The sequence below is a fragment of the Mycobacterium mantenii genome, assembly GCF_010731775.1.
Lineage (GTDB): Bacteria > Actinomycetota > Actinomycetes > Mycobacteriales > Mycobacteriaceae > Mycobacterium > Mycobacterium mantenii.
Genome location: NZ_AP022590.1, coordinates 498397 through 521902 on the forward strand (window position 1 = coordinate 498397; position 23506 = coordinate 521902).

Genomic DNA, 23506 nt, shown 5'->3' on the forward strand with positions numbered 1-23506 from the left:
AGTCGCCCAGCCCTGAAAAGGGCTGGGCGACTTGTTTTTCGGCCTACCTTAGAGCAGTCCGAGCAACTGCAGGTTGGTGATGTACTTGACGATGACCGGCGCCGAGACATGTGGAATGTCTTTGTCGGGGCCGATTTTCGCTTCCTGCACCGCCGCGCGGAACACATCGGTGGGCGCCATCGAGCCGTTGATCGGCACTGAAGGCTTCTGGTAGTTGTGCAACAACGGCAGCAGCGAGTACTGGCGCTGCCGATCCGGCAGGGCCCGCAGCGACATCTCGAACCGCCGCAGCCACTCGGAGTAATCGTCGATGCGCTCGATCGAATACCCGGCCTCGACAAGCCAGTCGATGTACTCGTCGAGTCCGACGCCGTCGTCGTACGGGTTCATCACGTGGTACGTCTGGAAACCGTTGTCGCTGTCGGTGATCTGTGCTCCCAGCGTCGAGATCGCGGCCGCGATGAACTCGACCGGCAGGCCGTCGTAGTGCGCCCGCTGCCGGTTGCCGTCGGCGTCGAGCTCGTAGAACGAACCGGGCGCGATACCGGTGGCGACCAGGCTCAGCATCAGCCGGGTGAACATGTCCGGCAGGTTGAGCTGTCCGGCATAGGTGGTGTCGGCCAGGATCATGTCGCAACGGAACACCGAGACGGGCAGACCGCACAGGTCGTGGGCCTCACGCAGCAACACCTCGCCGGCCCACTTGCTGTTGCCGTAGCCGTTGGCGTAGTTGTCGTTGATCTCGCGGGTGGCGCTGATCTGCCGGATGTCGGCGTTCTCGACGAACTTGCCCGGCTCGATCTGGTCACCCACACCGATCGTCGACACGTACGTGTACGGCTTCTGCTTGGACGTCAACGCAATCCGGATCAGCTCCGCGGTGCCCAGCGCGTTGGGCCCGAACAGCTCGCTGTAGGGCAGCACGTGGTTCACCAGCGCCGCCGGGTCGACGATGACATCGACCGTGTCGGCCAGCCGCTGCCAGGTCTGCTGGTCCAGGCCGAGGTTGGCCTCGCCCTTGTCACCCGCGATGACCTCGAGGTGGTCGGCGGCCAGCTTCTGGTAGTGCGCCAACAGCTTCGGGTCGCCTTCGGGAGAGCCAACGCCGAACGTCTTGTCCAGCCGGGCGCGCGCCTCCTCGTCGGACTTGGCCCGCACCAGGGCGATCACCTTGCCGTCGACCATGTCCATCCGCTCGAGCCAGTCCAGCGCCAGGTAACGGCCCAGGAATCCGGTCGCGCCGGTCAACAGCACCGTGCGCACCTCGGTCGCCGGCTTGGGCAGGCTCGGCGCGGCGGCCAGGATGGCCTCGTCGAGGAACTTGTCCAGGGTGAGGTCACTGGCGCGCACCGTGGTCGCGCCGCGTCCGTGCACGGCGGCGAACGTCGGCCGCTTGGACCCATGCCGCTCGGCCTCGATGTAGTCGGCGATGGCCGCCAGGTCGTTGGCCGGGCTCACGATGACACCCACCGGCACGTCGACGTCGAAGATCTCGCGCAGCAAGTTTCCGAATGTCAACGCCGACAACGAGTCTCCACCGAGATCGGTGAAGTGGGCGTCGGGGGACAGGTCGCCGGCCGCCGCGCCCAGCATGGCGGCCGCGGCCCGGCTCACGGTCTGCAGCACCGGCGCCTCGGCACCGCTGCGGCGCAGTTCGGCCAGCTCGTTGGCCTGTCCAGCGGCCAGGTCGGCGTAGATCTGCTCGAGCCGTTCCCCGTAGTGCTGCTTGAGCTTCGGCCACGCCAGCTTGCGGATCCCGGTCAGCAAACCGTTTTCCAGAGTGAACGGGGTGGTCTCGATGATGAAGTCGCGCGGCACCTCGTAGGACTGCAGGTCGGTCTCTTTCGCGACCTTCTGCAACGAGTCGGCGATCTTCGGCTTGAGTGACTCAACGTCGTTGTCCGCCAAGGCTTCTTCGGTCGGCACCACCACGGCCAGCAGGTAGGGCTGGGCGCTGTTGCCGTAGACGTAGATCTGGCGGATCAGCGGGCTGTTGCCGAACACCGCCTCCAGCTTGGCCAGCGTCACGAACTCGCCCTGCGCAAGCTTGAGCACATTGTTGCGGCGGTCGACGTACACCAGGCGGTCCGGGGCGATCTCGGCGAACACGTCACCGGTCCGGTAGTACCCGTCTTCATCGAAAACGTTGGCCGTGGTCTCGGGCCGCTTGTAGTAGCCGGGGAACATGTTCTCGGTCCGCAGCAACAGCTCACCGCGCGGATGCGGCCGGTCGGTGCCGAAGTAACCCAGATCCGGAACGTCGACCAACTTGTAGTCGACCACCGGCGGACGCTGAATCTCGCCGTCGAGCAACACCATTCCGGCCTCGGTCGAGCCGTAGCCGTCCATCAGGTGCATCTGCAGCAGCGACTCGGCCCACTTCTTCAACTCCGGTGAGGTGGGTGCGGAGCCCGTCATCGCGAAGATGAACCGCCCGCCCAGCAGGTACTGGCGCTGTTCCTCGAGCACCGCGGCCTCCACGGTCTCGCGGTCCGCGCCGTCGGCCAGACGCCGCTCGACCTGGCGCTGGAATTCACCGAACAGTGTCTCCCAGATCCGCGGGACAAAGTTCATCTCGGTGGGCCGCACCAGTTCGAGATCCTCGAGCAGGGTGGACAGGTCGCTGCGGGCCGCAAAGTAGGCGGTGCCACCATTTCCCAACGTGCCGTACAGGATTCCGCGTCCCATGACGTGGCTCATCGGCATGAAGTTGAGGGTGATCGATGCGGCGCTCTCGCCGAACCAGTTCTTGCTGCCGCGCCGCCACATCTTGCCGACGTTGCTCTGCGGGTACATCGCGCCCTTGGGCGCGCCGGTGCTGCCGGAGGTGTAGATCAGCAGGGCCAGCGAGTCCTCGTCGGTCGCCCGCTCGGCAACCGCCGGCAGGTTTTTGCCGCGCTGCAGCACGTCGGCGAACGTCTCGACGGCCACGCCGGTGCCGGCCAGCCGCGCCACGGCGCCGCCCACGGCCTCGCGCTGGTCGTCGACCTCGGGCTGATAGTCGAACACGACCAGCTTGTCCGGCACGTGGTCGCCGGCCAGGATCAACTGCACGGCGTCGGGCAGCTGGTTGACGCTCGACGCGATCAGGGTGGGCTCGGTCTCGGCCACGATCGGCTGCAGCGACGTGATCGCCGCGCTGGTCTGCAGCGGCACCGACACGGCCCCGATCGTGCCCAGCGCAATGTCGATGGTGGCGTAGTCGACGCTGTTGAAGCCCAGCACGCAGACCCGTTCGCCGGGGTTCACCGAGTCGGCGGCCCAGGCGCGGCCGAGGGCTGAAACCCGTTGGCCCAGTTCGCCATACGTGATGGTCTCGAAGCGGGGGAGCAGCTCGGCCGATGTCCGTCCGGTCTTGGCGTCCTTGACGAACTCCACCACCCGCTGCGCCAGCGCCGGCCGCTCGGCGTAACCGTCGAGCACGGTCCGGATGATCTGCGGCAGCCGCAGCCCGGGCTGTTCGAGGGCGGCGATGATCGCCGGGTCCGGTTGGGCCGCGGCGAACTGGGGGTCGTTGGCAATGAGTTCCTCGACGCGACGGTCGAGTTGTTCGTCCCGAATAGGAGTCGACATAAATGATCCCTTGCAAATGAAAGTTAGCGAGTCAAATTGCGCTGTCCGCGCTGACAGTTAGAACGTTAGCTAAAGTAACGGTATTCCACCATGATCCGGCCGCTGCGGCGTTTGTGACGTTGCCCACGCGGTGGGCGCGCTGGCGAGGCTTCTCCGGGTCTAGAGGTCGCGCAGCAGTCCGCCGAGTATGTCGATCCCCTCGGTCAGCAGCTGATCGCTGATGGTCAGCGGGGGCAGCAGCCGGATGATGTTGCCGTACATGCCGCAGGTCAGGACGACCACCCCGGCGGCCGCGGCCGCGACGGTCAACTTCTGGGTCAGTTCCTTGTCGGGCTCGGCGGTTCCCGCCTTCACCAATTCGATGGCGATCATGGCGCCCCGACCGCGCACGTCGCCGATCCGGTCGTCGCCGGCTTGCAGGCGCAACAGTGGTTCGGTGATCAGGCGTTCCAGGTGCTGGGCTCGTTCGATCAATCCGTCGTTCTCGATCGTCTCGATCGTGGCCAACGCTGCCGCGCAAGCTAGAGGGTTTCCGCCGAAGGTGCCGCCCAAACCGCCGACATGGGGCGCATCCATGATCTGCGCGCGGCCGGTGACCGCCGACAGCGGCAGTCCGTCGGCGATTGCCTTGGCGGTGCAGATCAGGTCGGGTTCGATGCCCTCGTGCTCGCACGCGAACATGGCGCCGGAGCGGGCGAACCCGGTTTGCACCTCGTCCGCGACGAACACCACGTTGTTCTTGTGGCACCAGTCCAGCAGGGTGGGCAGGAATCCCTCGGCCGGCACGATGAACCCGCCCTCACCCTGGATCGGCTCGATGATCAGGGCGGCCAGGCTGTCGGCGCCGACCTGGCTCTCGATGATGTTGATGGCCCGGGCCGCGGCCTTCTCCCCGTCGGTGGCCAGTTCCTTGTCGACCAGGCCGTCGCGATAGGGGTAGGACAGTGGCGCGCGGTAGACCTCCGGGGCGAACGGGCCGAAGCCGCCCTTGTAGGGCATCGACTTGGCGGTCAGCGCCATCGTCAGGTTGGTCCGGCCGTGGTAAGCGTGGTTGAACGCCACCACGGCGGGCTTGCGCGTGTACGCGCGCGCGACCTTGACCGCGTTCTCGACCGCCTCGGCGCCGGAGTTGAACAGCACCGAGCGCTTCTCGCCGGCTCCCGGGGTGATTCGGTTCAGCGTTTCGGCGACGGCGACGTAGGACTCATACGGCGTCACCATGAAGCAGGTGTGGGTGAACTCGGCCACCTGCGCGCGCACGGCTTCGACCACCCGGGGAGAGGAGTTGCCGATCGTCGTGACCGCGATGCCGGAGCCGAGGTCGATCAGCCGGTTGCCGTCGACGTCCTCGATGATGCCGCCGCCGGCGCGGGCGACGAAGACCGGCACTGACACGTTCACCGCGTGCGACACCGCCGCCGCCCGGCGCTTGCTCAGTTCCAGCGATGCCGGACCGGGGATCTCGGTGACCAGCTGGCGAGTCTGCTCGAGGCTGGCCACTACATACTCCTCCCCGCGGCGCGCGTGTCACGTCGCATCAAAAGCCTATCGAGCTTGACGCCGGCGGGCACTCGGTGCACCGCGGCGGTCGGTCGCGACCCGTGGCCTGCCAGACTGGACGGGCACACTGGACCGTTACGAGGTGCGCGACGCCCGTGTCGTACCGGCATCCACCCCCTCGTAATACCCCGATAATCACGACGAAAGACAGGCGCGTCCATGCAGAGTTTGATCCTGTTCCTGCCGTTCTTGCTCATCATGGGCGGGTTCATGTACTTGGCGTCGCGCCGCCAGAAGCGGGCGATGCAGGCCACCATCGACCTGCACGAGTCGCTGCGTCCGGGCGATCGGGTGCACACCACGTCGGGCCTGCAGGCCACCGTCGTCGCGATCAGCGACGACACCGTCGACCTGGAGATCGCACCCGGCGTGGTCACCACCTGGATGAAGCTCGCGATCCGCGACCGGATCCTGCCCGACGACGACGAGGACCTTGCCGAGGGCGACGGCGCCGCCGGCGAGGGCTCGGTCGCCAACGATTCCTGACCGGGATTCCCATCAATCGCCCCACGGCGGACCGCTTGCGCAGCGGGCAACTGCGGGCCACGTAGGCTCTGTCCGGGGTAAGTAACCGATTTTCGAGGAGATATAAGGAACGTGGCATCGTCTTCGGCGCCGGTGCACCCTGCCCGCTACCTGTCGGTCTTCTTGTTGTTGCTCGTCGGCGTCTACCTGTTGGTGTTTCTCACCGGGGACAAGCGAGCCGCCCCCAAGCTCGGTATCGACCTTCAGGGCGGCACCCGCGTCACGCTGACCGCGCGTACCCCGGACGGGTCAAAGCCCAGCCGTGAGGCGTTGGCGCAGGCCCAGCAGATCATCGGCGCCCGGGTCAACGGCCTCGGCGTCTCCGGTTCGGAGGTCGTGGTCGACGGCGACAACCTGATCATCACGGTCCCGGGGAACGACGGCAACGAGGCCCGCAACCTGGGGCAGACCGCCCGCCTCTACATCCGGCCGGTGCTCAACTCGATGCCGGCCCAGAGCGCCGAGCCCAAGCCCGCGCCACGGCAGCCCGCCCCGGGCCAGCCCGCACCGGGTCAGCCTGCTCCCGGTCAGCCCGCCCCGGGGCAGTCCGCTCCCGGCCAGCCGGCGCCCGGTCAGCCCGCTCCCGGCCAGCCGGCGCCGGGTGCCCAGCCTCGGCCCTATCCCCAGGACCCGCCGCCGACGCCCAGCCCCGCACCGCCCGCACCCGCCCCGAACGCGCCGGCTCCCGCTCCCGGCGCGCCGGCCGGGCAGGCGCCGCCCGCCGAAGCGCCCGCCGTGCCGGATCCGCGCAAGGACCTCGCCGACCGCATCGCCGAGGAGAAGAAGTGGCGGCAGAGCACCCGTCAGGGCATTCAGTTCCTCGCCCTGCAGTTCCAGGCGACGCGCTGCGACAAGGACGACATCCTGGCCGGCAACGACGATCCCGCCCAGCCGCTGATCACCTGCTCGACCGACCACAAGGTGGCCTACCTGCTGGGCCCGTCGATCATCAGCGGTGACCAGATCCAGGACGCCAGCGCGAGCCAGAACCAGCGCGGCATCGGCTACGTCGTCGACCTCCAGTTCAAGTCCGCCGCCGCCAACACCTGGGCCGACTTCACCGCCGCCCACATCGGCACCCAGACCGCGTTCACCTTGGACTCGCAGGTCGTCAGCGCGCCGATGATCCAGGAAGCGATTCCGGGCGGCCGGACCCAGATCAGCGGCGGCGATCCGCCGTTCACCGCCTCGACCGCCAAGCAGCTGGCCAACGTCCTCAAATACGGCTCGCTGCCGCTGTCCTTCGAAGCCTCGGAGGCCCAAACCGTCTCGGCGACACTGGGATTGACCTCGCTGCGAGCGGGACTGGTCGCGGGCGCGATCGGGCTGATCCTCGTGCTGCTGTATTCGCTGCTCTACTACCGGGTGCTGGGACTGCTCACCGCCCTGTCGCTGGCTGCCTCCGGAGCAATGGTCTTCGCGATCCTGGTGATTTTGGGCCGTCAGATCAACTACACCCTGGATCTGGCGGGCATCGCGGGTCTGATCATCGGTATCGGCACCACCGCCGACTCGTTCGTCGTCTTCTTCGAGCGCATCAAAGACGAGATCCGCGAGGGCCGTTCGTTCCGGTCTGCGGTGCCACGCGGCTGGGCGCGCGCCCGCAAGACGATCGTGTCGGGTAACGCGGTCACCTTCCTGGCCGCTGCGGTGCTGTACGCCCTGGCGATCGGCCAGGTGAGGGGCTTCGCGTTCACGCTGGGCCTGACCACGGTTCTCGACATCGTGGTGGTCTTCCTGGTGACCTGGCCGCTGGTCTACCTGGCGTCCAAGTCCCCGACGCTGGCAAAGCCGGCCTACAACGGCCTAGGCGCCGTTCAGCAGGTCGCCCGCGAACGCCGGGTGTCCGCGCAGGTCAAGACGGGACGGGGATAGCGTATGACTTCCTCCAAAGCCTCCAAAGACGCAACCGAGATCACCGAAGCCTCTGAGGGCGCGACCGAGCTGACCGAGAGCGCCACGAGCGCCGGCACCGCCCCTCGTCACGGCTTCCTGTCGCGCCTCTACACCGGCACCGGCGCCTTCGAGGTGGTCGGGCGGCGCCGGTTGTGGTTCGGCATCAGCGGCACGATCGTCGCCGTCGCCCTCATCAGCATCCTGCTGCGGGGCTTCACGTTCGGTATCGACTTCAACGGCGGTACGACGGTGTCGATGCCGGCCGCCGGGAAGACGGGCACGGTGCAGACCTCGCAGGTCTCCGAGGTGTTCCGTACGGCCCTCGGCAACGATCCGGAGGCGGTGGTCATCGTCGGCAACGGCGCGGGCGCGACCGTGCAGATCCGTTCGAAGACGCTGACCAACGACCAGACGACAAAGCTGCGTAACGCCCTGTTCGACGCCTTCGGGCCGAAGGGCGCCGACGGCAAACCCAGCAAGCAGGCCATCAGCGACGCCGCGGTCTCCGAGACCTGGGGCGACCAGATCACCGACAAGGCGCTGATCGCGCTGGCCGTCTTCCTGGTGCTGGTCGGCTTCTACATCATGGTGCGCTACGAGCGGTACATGGCGATTTCCGCGTTGACGACGATGGTTTTCGACCTGAGCGTCACCGCGGGGGTGTACTCGCTGGTCGGTTTCGAGGTCACGCCGGCCACCGTCATCGGCTTGCTGACGATTCTCGGTTTCTCCCTGTACGACACCGTGATCGTGTTCGACAAGGTCGAAGAGAACACCAAGGACTTCCAACACACCACCCGGCGCACCTTCGCCGAGGAAGCCAATCTGGCGATCAACCAGACCTTCATGCGCTCCATCAACACCAGCCTGATCAGCGTGCTGCCGGTGCTCGCGCTGATGGTGGTCGCGGTGTGGCTGCTGGGCGTCGGCACCCTGAAGGACCTGGCGCTGGTGCAGCTCGTCGGCATCCTGGTCGGCACCTACTCGTCGATCTTCTTCGCCACCCCGCTGCTGGTGACGCTGCGCGAGCGCACGGAGCTGGTGCGCTCGCACACCCGCCGCGTCGTCAAACGACGCAGGCCCGGCACGCAGAAACAGACGAGCAGCCCCGGTGAAGACGCCTCCGGCACCGAGCCGGAGACCCCGCCGGCCGCGGAGGCCTCCAGCGAAGCGCCGTCGAAGCCGGCGCCGAGCAAGCCGGCACCGGGTGCCCGTCCCGTGCGGCCGACCGGGACCCGGCGTCCCACCGGTAAGCGGAACGTCGGCCGGCGGTAGTAGCCAATGGCCACCAGGTATCGGGGAACTGGGGCCGGTCGTGGCGCGCTCGTCGGCCGTCGGGCCCTGGGGTGGATCGGCGTCGGATTGGCGGTGGTGCTGGCGGCGGGTTTCGCGCTGACCGCCTGCGCGGGTAGCGCCGCCGCCCAGATCGACTACGTGGTAGACGGGCCGCTGTCCACCTACAACACGAACACCGTCGTCGGCGCGGCGTCGGCCGGAGCCCAGGCGTTCGCTCGCACGCTCACCGGCTTCACCTATCACGGCCCGGACGGGCAAACCGTTGCCGACCGCGACTTCGGCACCGTCTCGGTGGTCGGCGGCACGCCGCTGGTGCTGGACTACCAGATCGCCGACAACGCCGTCTACTCCGACGGCAAGCCGGTGACCTGCGATGACATCGTGCTCGCCTGGGCGGCCCAGTCCGGCAAGTTTCCCGACTTCCATGCCGCCAGCCAAGCGGGCTACCTCGACATCGCCAACGTCGAGTGCATGCCTGGGCAAAAGAAGGCGCGGGTGTCATTCATCCCGGACCGCGGCGTCGTCGACTACAACCAGCTGTTCACCGCGACCACGCTGATGCCGTCGCACGTCATCGCCGACCAACTCAACGTCGACGTGACCGCGGCCCTGCTCAGCAACAACGGACCGCTGGTGCAACAGATCGCGAAGCTGTGGAACACCATCTGGGACCTCAAGCCCGGGTTGAAATCTGGAGAGATCCTCAAGCGTTTCCCGTCGTCGGGGCCGTACAAGATCGAATCCGTCCTGGATGGCGGCGCGGTGGTGCTCGTCGCCAACGACCGGTGGTGGGGGCCCAAGCCCATCACCAAGCGGGTCACCGTGTGGTCGCAGGGGCCCGACATCCAGGATCGGGTCAACGGCCGCAGCGTCGACGTGGTCGATGTCGCCGCGGGATCCTCGGGGGCGCTGACCACGCCGGACAACTACGAGCGCTCCGACGGGCCGTCGGATGGCCTCGAGCAGCTGATCTTCGCCCCACGGGGGCCGTTGGCGGCGCCCAAGGCCCGGCGCGCGGTCGCGCTGTGCACGCCGCGCGACTCACTGGCCAAGGACGCTGGGGTGCCCATCGCCAACTCGCGGCTGGACCCGGCCGCCGACGACGCCGTGTCCGCCGGTGACGGGGCCGGCGCGGCCGACCCGTTCACGAAGGCCGATCCGGTCGCCGCGCGTAACGCGCTGGGCGGGGCGCCCCTGACGGTGCGGATCGGCTACCAGGGGCCCAACGCGCGGCTGGCGGTCAACGTCGGCGTCATCACCAAGGCCTGCGCCGCGGCCGGTATCACCGTCTCCGGCGTCATCCTGGACAGCTCGGGACCGCAGGCGCTCACGGACGGGAAGATCGACGCGTTGCTGGCCAGCACCGGCGGGGCCACCGGCAGCGGGTCCAGCGGCTCGTCGGCGCTGGACGCCTACACGCTGCACACCGGCAACGGCAACAACCTGTCGGGATACACGAATCCGCAGGTAGACAGCGCGATCGGCGCGCTGGCGGTCTCCGCCGATGCCGCCGAGCGAGCCAGGCTGCTGACCGAAACCGCCCCCGTGCTGTGGGGCGACATGCCCACCCTGCCCCTCTACCGGCAGCAGCGCACGCTGCTGACCTCCAAGAAGATGTACGGGGTGAGCAAGAACCCGACGCGTTGGGGCGCGGGATGGAACATGGACCGATGGGCCCTGGTGCAGTGAGGTTTTCATGACGAACTCCGGCGGCCCGGCGGCGCTGGCCGAGCTGATCGAGACGCTGACGCGCAAGGTGCCCGATTTCCCCAAGCCGGGGGTCCAGTTCAAGGACCTCACCCCGCTGTTCGCCGATGCGACGGCGATGTCGGCGATCACCGGCGCGCTGGCCGACTTCGCGTCCGGTGCCGACCTGGTGGCCGGCATCGACTCCCGCGGGTTCCTGCTTGCTGCGGCCGTCGCCGACCGCCTGCGCACCGGCGTGCTGGCCATTCGCAAGGGCGGGAAGCTACCGCCGCCGGTGCACGCCGAGCGGTACGACCTGGAATACGGCAGTGCGACGCTGGAGATCCCCGCCGACGGGATCGACCTGCGCGGACGCAACCTGATGATCATCGACGACGTGCTGGCCACCGGCGGTACCCTGGCGGCGGCGGCCCGGTTGCTCGAGCGCACCGGGGCCCACGTGCTCGCGGCGGCGGTGGTGTTCGAACTGGGCGCGCTGCGTGGCCGGGAAGCGGTCGCGCCGTTGGCGGTACACAGCCTGACTTGCGAGTAGCCCTGAAGCATTGGAGATATCCTCGAATTCGGAGGTGACCACCGTGGCGGAGGAAAACAGCGCGGCGCAAGCGCTTGAAGCGCCCGAGGAGCCGCCGGCCACCACGCAGCCGATGGAGATTCCGGAGCCACCGACGGAATCCCTGAAAACGTCCAGCAGCGCGTCGCGGCGGGTCCGGGCCAGGCTGGCCCGCCGGATGACCGCCCAGCGCAGCACCCTCAACCCGGTGCTCGAACCGCTGGTTGCGGTGCACCGGGAGGTCTACCCGAAGGCGAACGTGTCGCTGCTGCAGCGCGCCTTCGAGGTCGCCGACCAGCGGCACGCCAGCCAGTTGCGCCATTCCGGCGACCCCTACATCACCCACCCGCTGGCCGTCGCCACCATTCTGGCCGAATTGGGTATGGACACCACCACTTTGGTGGCCGCGCTGCTGCACGACACCGTGGAGGACACCGGGTACACCCTGGACGCTTTGAGCGAGGAATTCGGTGAGGAGGTGGGCCATCTCGTCGATGGCGTCACCAAACTGGACCGGGTGGTGTTGGGCAACGCCGCCGAAGGCGAGACCATCCGCAAGATGATCACCGCGATGGCGCGCGATCCCCGCGTGCTGGTGATCAAGGTCGCCGACCGGCTGCACAACATGCGCACCATGCGGTTCCTGCCGCCGGAGAAGCAGGCGCGCAAGGCCCGTGAGACGCTGGAAGTCATTGCGCCCCTTGCGCATCGGCTGGGTATGGCCAGCGTCAAATGGGAACTGGAAGACCTGTCGTTCGCGATCCTGCATCCCAAGAAGTACGAGGAGATCGTTCGGCTGGTCGCCGGGCGCGCCCCGTCGCGGGACACCTACCTGGCCAAGGTACGCACCGAGATCGTCAACACCTTGAACGCGTCGAAGATCAAGGCGACGGTGGAGGGCCGCCCCAAGCACTACTGGTCGATCTACCAGAAGATGATCGTCAAGGGGCGAGACTTCGACGACATCCACGACCTGGTCGGCATCCGCATCCTGTGCGACGAGATCCGGGACTGCTATGCCGCTGTGGGCGTGGTGCATTCGCTGTGGCAGCCGATGGCGGGCCGGTTCAAGGATTACATCGCCCAGCCGCGCTACGGCGTGTACCAGTCGCTGCACACCACCGTCATCGGTCCGGAGGGCAAGCCGCTGGAGATCCAGATCCGCACCCGCGAGATGCACCGCACCGCCGAGTACGGGATCGCCGCGCACTGGCGCTACAAAGAAGCCAAGGGCCGCAACGGCGTTCCGCATCCGCACGCCGCCGCCGAGATCGACGACATGGCCTGGATGCGCCAGCTGCTCGACTGGCAGCGGGAGGCCGCCGACCCGGGCGAGTTCCTCGAGTCGTTGCGTTATGACCTTGCGGTACAAGAGATCTTCGTGTTCACCCCCAAGGGTGACGTCATCACCCTGCCGACCGGCTCGACGCCGGTGGACTTCGCCTACGCGGTGCACACCGAGGTGGGCCACCGCTGCATCGGCGCGCGGGTCAACGGGCGCCTGGTGGCGCTGGAACGGAAGCTGGAAAACGGGGAAGTCGTCGAGGTTTTCACCTCCAAGGCCGCCAGCGCCGGGCCGTCGCGGGACTGGCAGCAATTCGTGGTGTCACCGCGCGCCAAGGCGAAGATCCGGCAATGGTTCGCCAAGGAGCGCCGCGAGGAGGCGCTGGAGGCCGGCAAGGACGCCATGGCCCGCGAGGTGCGTCGCGGTGGACTTCCGTTGCAGCGCTTGGTCAATGGTGAAACCCTGGGGGCGGTGGCCCGCGAGCTGCACTACACCGATGTGTCCGCCCTCTACACCGCGATCGGTGAGGGGCACGTGTCGGCCCGGCACGTCGTGCAGCGGCTGCTGGCCGAACTCGGGGGCATCGACCAGGCCGAGGAGGACCTCGCCGAACGGTCGACCCCGACGACCATGCTGCGGCGGCCCCGCAGCAGCGACGACGTCGGCGTCTCGGTCCCCGGCGCCCCCGGCGTGCTGACCAAGCTGGCGAAATGCTGCACCCCGGTGCCCGGCGACCAGATTATGGGGTTCGTCACCCGCGGCGGCGGGGTGAGCGTGCACCGCACCGACTGCACCAACGCCGCCTCGCTGCAGCAGCAGTCCGAGCGCATCATCGAAGTGCACTGGGCGCCGTCGCCGTCGTCGGTGTTCCTGGTCGCCATCCAGGTCGAGGCGCTCGACCGGCACCGGCTGCTGTCGGACGTCACGCGGGTGCTGGCCGACGAGAAGGTCAACATCCTGTCCGCGTCCGTCGCGACGTCGGGTGACCGAGTCGCGATCAGCCGCTTCACCTTTGAGATGGGCGACCCCAAGCATCTCGGCCATCTGCTCAATGTCGTGCGCAACGTCGAAGGCGTTTACGACGTCTATCGCGTCACGTCGGCGGCCTGACCCTGGGGTGAGCCCGCCCGGGCTCAGGTCAGCCGCACCGCGGTGATCTTCACCGGGTTGGTGGGCGCACCGCTCTGGCGATTGCCGGCGATGCCGGCCCGGGCGATCTTGTCCAGAGTCGCCAGCCCCGCCTGGTCGATGGTGCCCAGCACCGTGCTCTGCGGTTCCATCTCGGAATCCTTGAAGATCAGTGCGAACTGGCTGCCGTTGGTGTTGGGTCCCTCGGTGGCCATGACGATGGTGCCGCGCGGATACACCACCGTCGCGCGCAGTGCGGGGTCGTCGGGTTTGTATTGGTCCGCGGGGTACTCGTCGGCGAATTCGTAACCGGGGCCACCGGAGCCGTCCACGTCGGGACCCCCGCACAACAGCGACCCGCCATCCTGGGAGCTGATCAGCCGGGCGCACTGGGTGTTGTCGAAGAATTGCTGCCTGGCCAGGCTGACGAAACTGTTCACCGCGCACGGGGACTCGGAATTGGCGAGCTGGATGGCGATGTCGCCGAAGTTGGTGGCGATGACGGCGCCGATCTGCGGGGGAGTGGTGGACACCCTGCCCGTCGGCGGCGGGTTCACCGACCGGGCGGCCGGGTCGGGCACGGAGCGGTATTGGCAGTTGGCGCCCAGATCGGGTGGCGGTGCGAACGCCGGCAGTGGCGGGGCCGTCGCCGACGCCGGGTCGCTCGTACCGGGGTTGGAGCCGGACCTGCCGGGCACCCGGGCCCGGGTCTGGGTGGACGATGCCGCGCTGTCGGCCGAACCGTGACTCTGGGTCACCACTGCGATGACCAAGACCGCCACGGCGGCCAGCGCCAGTGCCGAGGCGCCGAAGACGCCGGCCAGCAACCGCCGCGAATGGGTCGGACGGTGTTGTTGCGCATCGGGTTTGCTCCCAGGCGGGGGACAAGCCGGCCCCAGCGGCGCCGTGCCGGGCGGTGGTGACGTGCTCGACGTGGTGGCCAGGCCATCGGCGGCCAGCACTGCCCTGGCGGCCGCGGCGAGCTCCATTGCGGTCTGATAACGCTGTTCGGGATCCTTGGCCATTCCGCGGGCGACGACCGCGTCGAAACCCGTTGGAACGCCGGGTGCGGTTGCCGACGTTCGCGGTGGCGGCGCGTTCAGGTGCGCGTTGAGCTGTTCTTCGAGGCTTTCCCCCGCGAAGGGGCGCTTCCCGGTCAGGCACTCGTGCAAAACGCAGGCCAGCGAGTAGACGTCGGCACGGTGATCCGTTTTGCCCTTGAAGCGCTCGGGCGCCATGTACGCGACGGTGCCCATCGTGGCACCGGTCTGCGTGAGTTGAGTGTCGGCCTCCGCGCGGGCAAGACCGAAGTCAATCAGGTAGACGAAATTGTGTGCCGTGGTGATCAAGATGTTCATCGGTTTGATGTCGCGGTGGATCAACCCCGCGTGGTGGGCGCTGTCCAGCGCCGCGGCAACCTGCTCGATCACCGCGACCGTCTGCTCCGGGCTGAGTCGGTCGCCGTTCTCCTTGATGTAGTGGGACAGGTCGCGGCCCTCGATCAGCCGCATGTCGACATAGAGCCGACCGTCGAGCTCGCCATAACCATGGATTGGCACCACGTGCGGGTCGTTGAGACCGGCCGCTATGCGTGCCTCCCGGCGGAAACGCTGCTGAAAATCTTGATCCTCAGCCAAATGCGGCGGGAGCACCTTGAGAGCCACCACCCGGTCCGTGGTCGCGTCGTAGGCGCGGTACACGCGTCCCATCCCGCCGCGCCCCAACAACTCCAATATCCGGTAATGACCGAATGAGTCCGGATCCAGATTCACCCAACGACCATAAGCTCTCGGCGGTGCAGGCCGGGCGAATCTGGCCGATCAGAGGGTGTTTCGCGTCGGTCCGGCCTAGTCGAGCGCCACCGAGGTGATGGTCACCTCGGTGGCGGGTGCGCCGTCTGCACCGCCGCCGGCGACGCCGGCCTTGGCGATCTTGTCCAGGGTGGCCAGCCCGTCGGCCTGGATGGTGCCGAAGACGGTGTATTGCGGCGGCAGCTGGGAGTCCTTGTAGACCAAGAAGAATTGGCTGCCGTTGGTGCCGGGTCCGGCGTTGGCCATGGCCAGGGTGCCGCGCGGATAGAGCACGGGTTCTTGGGCCTTGGGGTCATTCGGTGGGAATTGGTCGGTCGGGTACTCGTTGGCGAATTGGTAGCCCGGACCACCGGTGCCCTCGCCCTTGGGGTCACCGCATTGCAAGACGCTCAGGCCCTGCGAGGTGGTCAGCCGGTGGCACTTGGTGTTGTCGAAGTATTTCTGGCCGGCCAGGCTCGCGAAACTGTTGACGGTGCAAGGTGATTCGTTGTTGGCCAGCATCAGACCGATGTGGCCCTGGTTGGTCACCATGCTAACGCTCACCTGGGCTGGATCGGTCGGTATCTTGCCGGTCCGCGGCGGCTTGACCTGCTTGGCCGCCGGCTCGGACGAGGCCGGGTACTGGCAGTTGGCGCCGACGGTGTCCGACGGCTTGAAGGGGGGCAGCGGCGGAACCTGACCCGGCTGGCCGGGAGCCGTCGTGTCCAGCGAGCTGCTGCTGCTGCTGCTGGTGGTCGTCGTCGATGCCGCGGTGTTGCTCTTGTGGTCGTGCTTGGTGTTGACGATCGTGATCACCACCGCTGCGATCACGGCCACGGCCACGATCGAGCCGGCCGCGATCAGTACGATCCGGCGGGTTTTGGCTTGCTTCGCGCGCCGCTCCAACTGCCGTTCGAGCTTGCGTTTGGCGGTGGCACGTCGCTGTTCGTTGGTCGGCACGGCCGCTATGCCTCCATGCTTGGTGAGTCGGAGCCCTCTGAACCGGTGAAGGTGCCAGCTCAGGCTAATGTGAGCGCGGCGTGCAGTGTCAAGCGGCCCCCATGGGAAAATGGGCGGTGTGTTGATCACCGGATTTCCCGCGGGCATGTTGCAGTGCAACTGCTATGTGCTGGCCGAGCGGCCGGGAACGGACGCCGTCATCGTCGATCCGGGGCAGCGGGTGATGGGCCAGTTGCGCAACATCCTGGACAAGAACCGGCTGACGCCGGCCGCGGTGTTGCTGACCCACGGGCACATCGACCACATGTGGTCGGCGCAGAAGGTGTCGGACACCTACGGTTGCCCGACCTACATCCATCCCGAGGACAGGTTCATGCTCACCGACCCGATCTACGGCCTGGGCCCGCGCCTGGCGCAGATGGTGGCGGGCGCTTTCTGGCGCGAGCCCAAACAGGTCGTCGAGCTGGACCGCGACGGCGACAAGCTCGACCTGGGCAGCGTGACCGTCAACGTCGATCACACGCCCGGGCACACCCGCGGGTCGGTGGTGTTTCGGGTGTCGTCCGACAAGGACGTCGTTTTCACCGGCGACACGCTCTTCGAACGTTCGGTGGGGCGCACCGACCTGCACGGTGGCAGCGGCCGCGACCTGCTGACCTCCATAATCGACAAGCTGCTGGTGCTCGACGACAAGACGGTCGTGCTGCCGGGGCACGGCAGCGCCACCACCATCGGCGCCGAGCGGCGCCTCAACCCGTTCCTCGAAGGCCTGTAGCCCGTGAGCGAGTTCTCCGCGTTTTCGTCGTTTTCTGGGCCCAAGGGCGTGCCCGATTACGTCCCGCCGGACTCGGCCCAGTTCATCGCGGTCCGCGACGGCCTGCTCGGCGCCGCCCGCCGGGCCGGCTACGGCGACATCGAGCTGCCCATCTTCGAGGACACTGCCCTGTTCGCCCGCGGTGTCGGCGAATCCACCGACGTGGTGTCCAAGGAGATGTACACGTTCGCCGACCGCGGCGATCGTTCGGTGACGCTGCGGCCCGAAGGCACCGCCGGCGTGGTGCGCGCGGTCATCGAACACGGGCTGGACCGCGGCGCTTTGCCGGTCAAACTCTGTTACGCGGGCCCGTTCTTCCGCTACGAGCGTCCGCAGGCCGGCCGCTATCGCCAGCTTCAGCAGGTCGGCGTGGAGGCGATCGGGGTCGACGACCCGGCTCTGGACGCCGAGGTGATCGCCATCGCCGACGCCGGCTTCCGGTCACTCGGGCTCGACGGCTTCCGCCTGGAGATCACCTCGCTGGGCGACGACAGCTGCCGTCCACAATACCGGGAACTGTTGCAGGAGTTCCTCTTTGCGCTCGACCTGGACGAGGAGACGCGACGGCGGGCGCAGATCAATCCGCTGCGGGTGCTCGACGACAAGCGGCCCGAGGTGCGCGTCATGACCGCCGATGCGCCGGTGCTGCTCGATCACCTGTCCGACGCGGCCAAGCAGCACTTCGACACCGTGCTGGCGCACCTGGACGCGATGGGGGTGCCCTACGTCATCAACCCGCGCATGGTGCGCGGGCTGGACTACTACACCAAGACCACCTTCGAGTTCGTGCACGACGGTCTGGGCGCGCAGTCCGGGATCGGTGGCGGTGGTCGCTACGACGGCCTGATGCGGCAGCTCGGTGGACAAGACTTGTCCGGCATCGGGTTTGGGCTCGGCGTGGACCGTACGGTGCTGGCGCTGCGCGCGGAGGGCAAGAGCGTGGGGGAGACGACGCGCTGCGAGGTGTTCGGCGTGCCGCTGAGCGAGCAGGCCAAGTTGCGGCTGGCGGTGCTGGCCGCACAGTTGCGCGGCGGCGGTGCCCGCGTCGACATCGCCTACGGCGACCGCGGGCTCAAGGGCGCGATGCGCGCGGCCGACCGCTCCGGTGCCCGGATCGCGCTGGTGCTCGGCGACCGCGACATCGAGTCCGGAACCGTCGGGGTGAAGGATCTCGGAACCGGAAAGCAGGTTCCCATTGCTCTAGATTCCGTTGTCGCCGAGGTGCTTTCGCAACTGGGCCGGTAGCGCCTATTTTTTGCTGGGAATGATGATTACGACGATCAACGTCAAGATGGAGAAGAAGAGCCCGAGAATTCCCCAGCCCAGCGGATTGCGGCCCTTCATCATGGCGATGATTCCGCATACTATTGCGGCGATAATGCTGCCGATGGCGACGAAAATTCCTTTGATGCCACGGAGGATAAAACCGGCCGCGACGGGGTCCGAACTCGCCAGAATCACCGAGTGCAACATGATAGGTCCTTTCGTGAGGGGCCCCGAGATAGTACCCGAACAAATGCCACGTGAAACCGAACTCTAAATTCCTCGCGCACCGAAAATCGATGGGCAACACGGTGTGTGGCACCGGCTTGGTGCGGTTTATCCGCGCGGATAACCGCGGCGCACGGTGCGGTCGAGAATTCCGAGCGTCGCGCGCAATGCGCCCTCGGACAGAATCGGGAAAATTCCGGCTTCCCGCCACTTCGGGTCGATGTCGGACCAGTCGTAGAACGAGGTAACGGTCGTGGCCGACGCGTCCTCGGTGGGGGTGAGCGCATAGCCGTAGACATGGCCGATCGGTGGCTGGATTTGACCCAGAACCGTCCACGCAATCAGGCGATCCTGTTCGAACTCCTTGATGTCGACGGTGACGTCGTATTTGCCCAATTCCGGGAAATCGTTCAATGATTCGCGATCCATGTGCACCACGAACTGGTCACCCACGCCGCGCACCGGATCGCCCTCGGCGTCTTGAAGCATCCCGGACGAGTCGATCGCGACGTGGCCCTGTGGGTCGCACAGCACGGCGAAGATGGCCTGCGCCGGGGCGGCGATGGTGCGGGAAGTCTCGATGCGTTCGGTCATAGGTCCTCGCGGCCGGCGTAGGGGCGATACGACCCGAAGCTTAGCCTCGGTGCGGCGCTCCGGGGATGGTCGCGCCGTCAGGAAATTGTCGCCGCCCACTGGCATAATCGAACATATGTTCGAAGAGGCGATTGCTCGGCTGGACGAGCTGTTCGAGCGACACCATCCGTCGGCGACGCCGGAGTCGGCGGCACTGTTGGAGCGGATCGGCGTGTTTTCGCGGGTCGAGAACCGCGCGGCGGCCGAGCAGTTGACGGCGATCGGCGACTTGTTTGCGCATCGGCTGTCGCGCTGTTCGGAGTGCGAGGAGTGGGCGGTCGACACCGAGGCGGCGGTGAGCGCGGAAGTGGCCGCCGAGCTGCGGATCGGTCAGGGGCTGGCCGCCAGCCGGGTGCGGTATGCCCGCGCGCTGCGCGAACGGCTGCCCGAGGTCGGTGAAATCTTTCGGGCCGGCGACATCGACTTTCGGCTGTTCACCACGATCGTGTACCGCACCGATCTGATCACCGATGCGCAGGTGCTCGCAGCGGTGGACGCCGAGTTGGCAACGAAGGTCGCGCGCTGGCCTTCGATGACGCAGGGGCGGCTGGCCGCACAAGTGGACAAAATCGTGGCCAGGAATGATGCCGATGCGGTGCGCCGGCGCACCGAGAGCCGGGCCGACCGGCAGGTTTGGGTCGCCGATATCGAGGGCGGCCTGTCGCACATCGAGGGCAGTCTGTTGAGCCCGGATGCGCATGCGCTGGATCGGCGGCTGGACGCGTTGGCGGCCACGGTATGTGAGAAGGACCCGCGCAGCCGCGAGCAACGCCGCGCTGATGCGTTGGGGGCGTTGGCCGCTGGCGTGGACCGGCTGGGATGCCGGTGTGGGTGCCCGGACTGCGTCGCCGGGAAACGGCCGGCTGCCGGGCCGGTGGTGATCCACGTGATCGCCGAGCGCGACACCCTGGACGGCCGCGGCCAGTCGCCGGGCGCCGAGGTGGGTGCCGAGGGGTTGATCCCGCCGGAGCTGATAGCGGAGCTGGCCGCCTCGGCGAAGCTGGCGCCGCTGGTCCATCCGGTCGGCTCCGCGCCCGAGCCGCATCGTGTGCCATCGAAGGCGCTGGCGGATTTCGTGCGGTGCCGTGACCTGACCTGCCGCTGGCCCGGCTGTGACCGCCCGGCCACCGACTGCGACGTGGACCATACGATTCCTTACAGCGAGGGTGGGCCCACTCACGCGTCGAACCTCAAATGTTATTGCCGCACACATCATTTGGTGAAAACCTTCTGGGGCTGGCGCGAACAGCAGCTGCCCGACGCGACGCTGATTCTGATCTCCCCATCCGGGCGCACCTATGTCACCACCCCGGGCAGCGCCCTGCTCTTTCCGAGTCTGTGCGCGCCGACCGGCGAGATCCTCGCGCCCGCTGGGCCACGGACCGAACCGTGCGGTGACCGCACCGCGATGATGCCCCGGCGTCACAAGACTCGCGCCCAGAACCGGGCGCACCGCGTCGCGACCGAACGCAGGCAGAATCGCCAAGCCCGGCAAGCTAAACGTCGAGAACGCGAGGCCGCCTACTTTGGCCCGGCTCCACCGGCCGACGGCGACGACGACCCCCCGCCCTTCTAGCGCGGTGCTTGACTCGATCTCGAACTGATGTTCGAATAGACGGATGCGGTGGGCAAATCAGGCCGTCGCGGTCAACGGGAAGCCGGTCGAGGACGGGGCGTTGCCGGGGCTGCAACGCATCGGCTTCGTGCGCAGCGTGCGCTCGCCGCAGTTCGAGGGGATCACCTTCCACGAGGTGCTATGCAAGTCCGCGCTCAACAAGGTGCCCAACGCGTCGGCGCTGCCGTTCCGCTACACCGTGAACGGCTACCGCGGCTGCTCGCACGCCTGCCGATATTGCTTCGCCCGGCCCACCCACGAATACCTGGAGCTGGACTGCGGCAACGACTTTGACACCCAGGTCGTCGTCAAGACCAACGTCGTCAAGGTGCTACGTCGCGAGCTGCGACGGCCGGCCTGGCAGCGCGAGACCGTCGCGCTGGGCACCAACACCGATCCGTACCAGCGGGCCGAGGGGCGCTACGCGCTGATGCCCGGCATCATTGGCGCCCTGGCTGAATCCGGCACGCCGCTGTCGATCCTGACCAAGGGCACGCTGCTGCGCCGCGACCTGCCGTTGATCGCGGATGCCGCCGCGCGGGTTCCGGTCTCGGTCGCGGTGTCGCTGGCCGTCGGCGATCCGGAGCTACACAAGGACGTCGAGCCCGGCACGCCCACACCACAGGCCCGGCTGGGCCTGATCAGCGCGATCCGTGCCGCCGGGCTGGACTGTCACGTGATGGTCGCGCCGGTGCTGCCGCATCTCACCGATTCCGTGGAGCACCTCGACGGGCTGCTCGGCCAGATCGCGACGGCCGGTGCCAGCAGCGTCACGGTCTTCGGCCTGCATCTGCGCGGCTCGACCCGGGGATGGTTCATGGCGTGGCTGGCGCGCTCGCATCCAGAACTGGTCGGCCCCTATCGCGAGCTGTACCGGCGGGGTGCCTACCTGCCGCAGGACTATCGGGACGCGCTGCGGGAGCGGGCCGCGCCGCTGATCGCCAAGTATCGGCTGGCCGGCGACCACCGCCCCTTCGCACAGGCGGTCTCCGCCGCGCCGGCGCCGGAACCCATTCAGCCGACGTTGTTTTGAGCTAGCCGGGATCGGTGACCCGCGGGGCTCGTCTCCGGGCGAACGCGACGAAGTGCCGGGTGCGCTGGGTGTCTTCGTTGATGTCGTGTAGGCGGGCGGCGAGCAGATCCTGCAGCAGCAGGTGACCCTGTTCCGTGCCGTCCGGCGACAGGACTCGCAGCGCGCGGCCGCCCGATTCGGCGAGGACGTTCGCGGCGTGGCGGAGGGTGTCGCGGGTGCTGACGCTGCCGTCCGTGGGTATGTCCGTGGGCTCGGGATGCATGACGTCGGCGACGAAGAACGCTTCTAGCGGATCGGTGGTGTAGTCGCGGGTCAGATGCAGCCCGCGCCGGGCGATCTTCTCCGTCAGAACGGATCGGTCGAGCATCATCACCGATGCGGCATAGGCCGTGGTGGAGGCGACGATCAAGGGAAGGAGTGCGGGCCAGGCATGCGTGAGTTCGAGGGTGAAGACGATGCCGGTCAGCGGCGACCGCATGACGCCGCCCACCACGGCCGCCAGCCCGAGGATCGCCCAGAAACCCGCGAACACGTCCGGCAGCCCTTGTCCCACAAGGGCTCCGAGCGCACCGCCGATCATGAACACCGGTGCGAGTACCCCGCCCGACGTGCCCGAACCCAATGACAGTGACCAGATGGCGGTCTTCACGATGAGGATGCCGACGATCAGGGAAAGGGTGGCACGGCCGGTGAGCAGCGCGTCGATCACGTCGTAGCCGACGCCGAGGGCCCGCGGTTCGATCAGCCCACCCGTTCCGATCACCAAGCCGCCGATCGCGGGCCACCACATCCAGTGGATCGGCAGGCGCGAGAAGGCGTCTTCGGCCAGATACACCAACCGCGTGGCGGCGATCGCGACCACGGCGCCGCAGGCTCCGATGACGAGCGCCAACAGGTCGATCTTCCAGTCGATGCGAGTGAGGTGCGCAACGTCGACCGGGAAGACCGGGTCGCCGCCGAGAATGAACTGGCGCACAACGGTCGCGACGACGACCGATGCCGTCACCGGAATCAGGCTGCGGGGCCGCCATTCGAACAGCAACAGCTCCACTGCCAGCAGGATGGACGCCAGCGGGGAATTGAAGGTGGCCGCCATCCCGCCGGCGGCTCCCGACACCAGCAGGATCTTGCGCTCGTCGGCGGTCAGATGCAGGTGCTGGGCCAGGATCGACCCGAGCGCCCCGCCGGTCATGATGATCGGTCCTTCCGCGCCGAACGGACCGCCGGTGCCGATGCTGATCGCTGCCGAAACAGGCTTGAGAATCGCGACTTTCGGTTCAACACGGCTGCCCTGGGTGAGAATCGCCTCGATCGCTTCGGGCATGCCGTGACCGCGGATTTTCTCCGAGCCCAGCCGTGCCATGATGCCGACCACCAGACCGCCGGCGACCGGGGCGCCCAGCAACAACCACCACGGATGGGGGTGGGATCCCGGTGCGACCAGGCCGACCGCCCATCGTTGGTAGAAGACGAGGTTGGTGACCAGCCCGATCAGCCGGAGCAGGCACCACGCCGCACCCGCGGCAAGGGCTCCGATCGGCACCGCGAGCGCCGTGATCATCAGCATGCGCCGATCCACGACGAAGTCTGCCAAGCGTCCCCCGACGACCGGACCCGGCGGCGATTCAACCATTTCTGAAGTATTTCACA

At 67.6% G+C, this 23506-nt stretch carries 17 protein-coding genes; 10 read left to right on the plus strand and 7 right to left on the minus strand.

Features of this window, described 5'->3' with window-relative positions:
- Positions 1-48 precede the first annotated feature (48 nt).
- Positions 49-3573 carry a carboxylic acid reductase gene (car, locus tag G6N50_RS02645; RefSeq protein ID WP_083094875.1) on the minus strand — a complete coding sequence of 1175 codons (3525 nt, stop codon included), beginning with the start codon at positions 3571-3573 and terminating at the stop codon, positions 49-51.
- 159 nt (positions 3574-3732) lie between these two features.
- Complete coding sequence (gene gabT / locus G6N50_RS02650; RefSeq protein ID WP_083094874.1) at positions 3733-5073, minus strand: 4-aminobutyrate--2-oxoglutarate transaminase; 1341 nt, start codon at positions 5071-5073, stop codon at positions 3733-3735.
- A gap of 219 nt (positions 5074-5292) precedes the next feature.
- Here gabT and yajC point away from each other — a divergent pair, with 219 nt between their 5' ends.
- The 6 genes from yajC to G6N50_RS02680 all read left to right on the plus strand — a co-directional run bounded on the left by yajC (position 5293) and on the right by G6N50_RS02680 (position 13502).
- Positions 5293-5619: a preprotein translocase subunit YajC gene (yajC, locus tag G6N50_RS02655; protein WP_083094873.1), complete on the plus strand. Its 327-nt coding sequence runs from the start codon at positions 5293-5295 to the stop codon at positions 5617-5619.
- Positions 5620-5730: 111 nt separating this feature from the next.
- Positions 5731-7533 carry a protein translocase subunit SecD gene (gene secD / locus G6N50_RS02660; RefSeq protein WP_083094872.1) on the plus strand — a complete coding sequence of 601 codons (1803 nt, stop codon included), beginning with the start codon at positions 5731-5733 and terminating at the stop codon, positions 7531-7533.
- 3 nt (positions 7534-7536) lie between these two features.
- Complete coding sequence (gene secF, locus G6N50_RS02665; RefSeq protein ID WP_083094871.1) at positions 7537-8829, plus strand: protein translocase subunit SecF; 1293 nt, start codon at positions 7537-7539, stop codon at positions 8827-8829.
- A 6-nt stretch (positions 8830-8835) separates the two neighbouring features.
- The gene (locus tag G6N50_RS02670) at positions 8836-10539 is read left to right on the plus strand and encodes an ABC transporter substrate-binding protein (RefSeq protein WP_083094870.1); all 1704 of its coding nucleotides are present in this window, start codon (positions 8836-8838) and stop codon (positions 10537-10539) included.
- Between the two features lie 7 nt (positions 10540-10546).
- Positions 10547-11089 (plus strand): adenine phosphoribosyltransferase, encoded by a 543-nt coding sequence (locus G6N50_RS02675; RefSeq protein WP_067827741.1) that lies wholly within the window; start codon positions 10547-10549, stop codon positions 11087-11089.
- 112 nt (positions 11090-11201) lie between these two features.
- Positions 11202-13502 (plus strand): RelA/SpoT family protein, encoded by a 2301-nt coding sequence (locus G6N50_RS02680; RefSeq protein WP_372509921.1) that lies wholly within the window; start codon positions 11202-11204, stop codon positions 13500-13502.
- A gap of 23 nt (positions 13503-13525) precedes the next feature.
- Here G6N50_RS02680 and G6N50_RS02685 read toward each other — a convergent pair whose 3' ends face one another.
- The gene (locus G6N50_RS02685; RefSeq protein ID WP_083094869.1) at positions 13526-15292 is read right to left on the minus strand and encodes a protein kinase domain-containing protein; all 1767 of its coding nucleotides are present in this window, start codon (positions 15290-15292) and stop codon (positions 13526-13528) included.
- A 75-nt stretch (positions 15293-15367) separates the two neighbouring features.
- Positions 15368-16270 carry a peptidylprolyl isomerase gene (locus G6N50_RS02690; RefSeq protein WP_083094868.1) on the minus strand — a complete coding sequence of 301 codons (903 nt, stop codon included), beginning with the start codon at positions 16268-16270 and terminating at the stop codon, positions 15368-15370.
- A gap of 118 nt (positions 16271-16388) precedes the next feature.
- Between G6N50_RS02690 and G6N50_RS02695 the strand changes: the two genes are divergently transcribed.
- Together G6N50_RS02695 and hisS are read left to right on the plus strand one after the other, a co-directional pair.
- A complete protein-coding gene (locus tag G6N50_RS02695; protein WP_083094946.1) occupies positions 16389-17045 on the plus strand; it encodes an MBL fold metallo-hydrolase in 657 nt (218 codons plus the stop codon).
- Positions 17046-17048: 3 nt separating this feature from the next.
- Positions 17049-18329 carry a histidine--tRNA ligase gene (gene hisS / locus G6N50_RS02700; RefSeq protein ID WP_083094867.1) on the plus strand — a complete coding sequence of 427 codons (1281 nt, stop codon included), beginning with the start codon at positions 17049-17051 and terminating at the stop codon, positions 18327-18329.
- Positions 18330-18332: 3 nt separating this feature from the next.
- Here the strand turns inward: hisS and G6N50_RS02705 are convergent, their stop codons facing one another.
- Complete coding sequence (locus G6N50_RS02705; RefSeq protein WP_065026686.1) at positions 18333-18557, minus strand: deoxyribodipyrimidine photolyase; 225 nt, start codon at positions 18555-18557, stop codon at positions 18333-18335.
- Between the two features lie 126 nt (positions 18558-18683).
- Positions 18684-19169 (minus strand): SRPBCC family protein, encoded by a 486-nt coding sequence (locus G6N50_RS02710; RefSeq protein ID WP_083094866.1) that lies wholly within the window; start codon positions 19167-19169, stop codon positions 18684-18686.
- A 115-nt stretch (positions 19170-19284) separates the two neighbouring features.
- Here G6N50_RS02710 and G6N50_RS02715 point away from each other — a divergent pair, with 115 nt between their 5' ends.
- Together G6N50_RS02715 and G6N50_RS02720 are read left to right on the plus strand one after the other, a co-directional pair.
- Positions 19285-20784, plus strand: a complete 1500-nt coding sequence (locus tag G6N50_RS02715; RefSeq protein WP_083094865.1) for an HNH endonuclease signature motif containing protein — start codon at positions 19285-19287, stop codon at positions 20782-20784.
- A 43-nt stretch (positions 20785-20827) separates the two neighbouring features.
- Positions 20828-21856, plus strand: a complete 1029-nt coding sequence (locus G6N50_RS02720; protein ID WP_083094864.1) for an Rv2578c family radical SAM protein — start codon at positions 20828-20830, stop codon at positions 21854-21856.
- Position 21857: 1 nt separating this feature from the next.
- On the opposite strand, the gene G6N50_RS02725 is transcribed toward G6N50_RS02720, so the two are convergent.
- On the minus strand, positions 21858-23489 hold the full coding sequence (locus G6N50_RS02725) for a chloride channel protein (protein WP_083094863.1): 1632 nt from the start codon (positions 23487-23489) through the stop codon (positions 21858-21860).
- Between the last annotated feature and the right edge of the window lie 17 nt (positions 23490-23506).

Excerpts from the sequence above, each read along its gene's own strand:
- car (WP_083094875.1), bottom strand. The coding sequence starts at position 3,573 with ATGTCGACTCCTATTCGGGACGAACAACTCGACCGTCGCGTCGAGGAA.
- yajC (WP_083094873.1), top strand. The coding sequence starts at position 5,293 with ATGCAGAGTTTGATCCTGTTCCTGCCGTTCTTGCTCATCATGGGCGGG.
- secF (WP_083094871.1), top strand. The coding sequence starts at position 7,537 with ATGACTTCCTCCAAAGCCTCCAAAGACGCAACCGAGATCACCGAAGCC.
- G6N50_RS02670 (WP_083094870.1), top strand. The coding sequence starts at position 8,836 with ATGGCCACCAGGTATCGGGGAACTGGGGCCGGTCGTGGCGCGCTCGTC.
- G6N50_RS02675 (WP_067827741.1), top strand. The coding sequence starts at position 10,547 with ATGACGAACTCCGGCGGCCCGGCGGCGCTGGCCGAGCTGATCGAGACG.
- G6N50_RS02680 (WP_372509921.1), top strand. The coding sequence starts at position 11,202 with ATGGAGATTCCGGAGCCACCGACGGAATCCCTGAAAACGTCCAGCAGC.
- G6N50_RS02705 (WP_065026686.1), bottom strand. The coding sequence starts at position 18,557 with ATGTTGCACTCGGTGATTCTGGCGAGTTCGGACCCCGTCGCGGCCGGT.
- G6N50_RS02710 (WP_083094866.1), bottom strand. The coding sequence starts at position 19,169 with ATGACCGAACGCATCGAGACTTCCCGCACCATCGCCGCCCCGGCGCAG.
- G6N50_RS02715 (WP_083094865.1), top strand. The coding sequence starts at position 19,285 with ATGTTCGAAGAGGCGATTGCTCGGCTGGACGAGCTGTTCGAGCGACAC.
- G6N50_RS02720 (WP_083094864.1), top strand. The coding sequence starts at position 20,828 with ATGCGGTGGGCAAATCAGGCCGTCGCGGTCAACGGGAAGCCGGTCGAG.
- G6N50_RS02725 (WP_083094863.1), bottom strand. The coding sequence starts at position 23,489 with ATGGTTGAATCGCCGCCGGGTCCGGTCGTCGGGGGACGCTTGGCAGAC.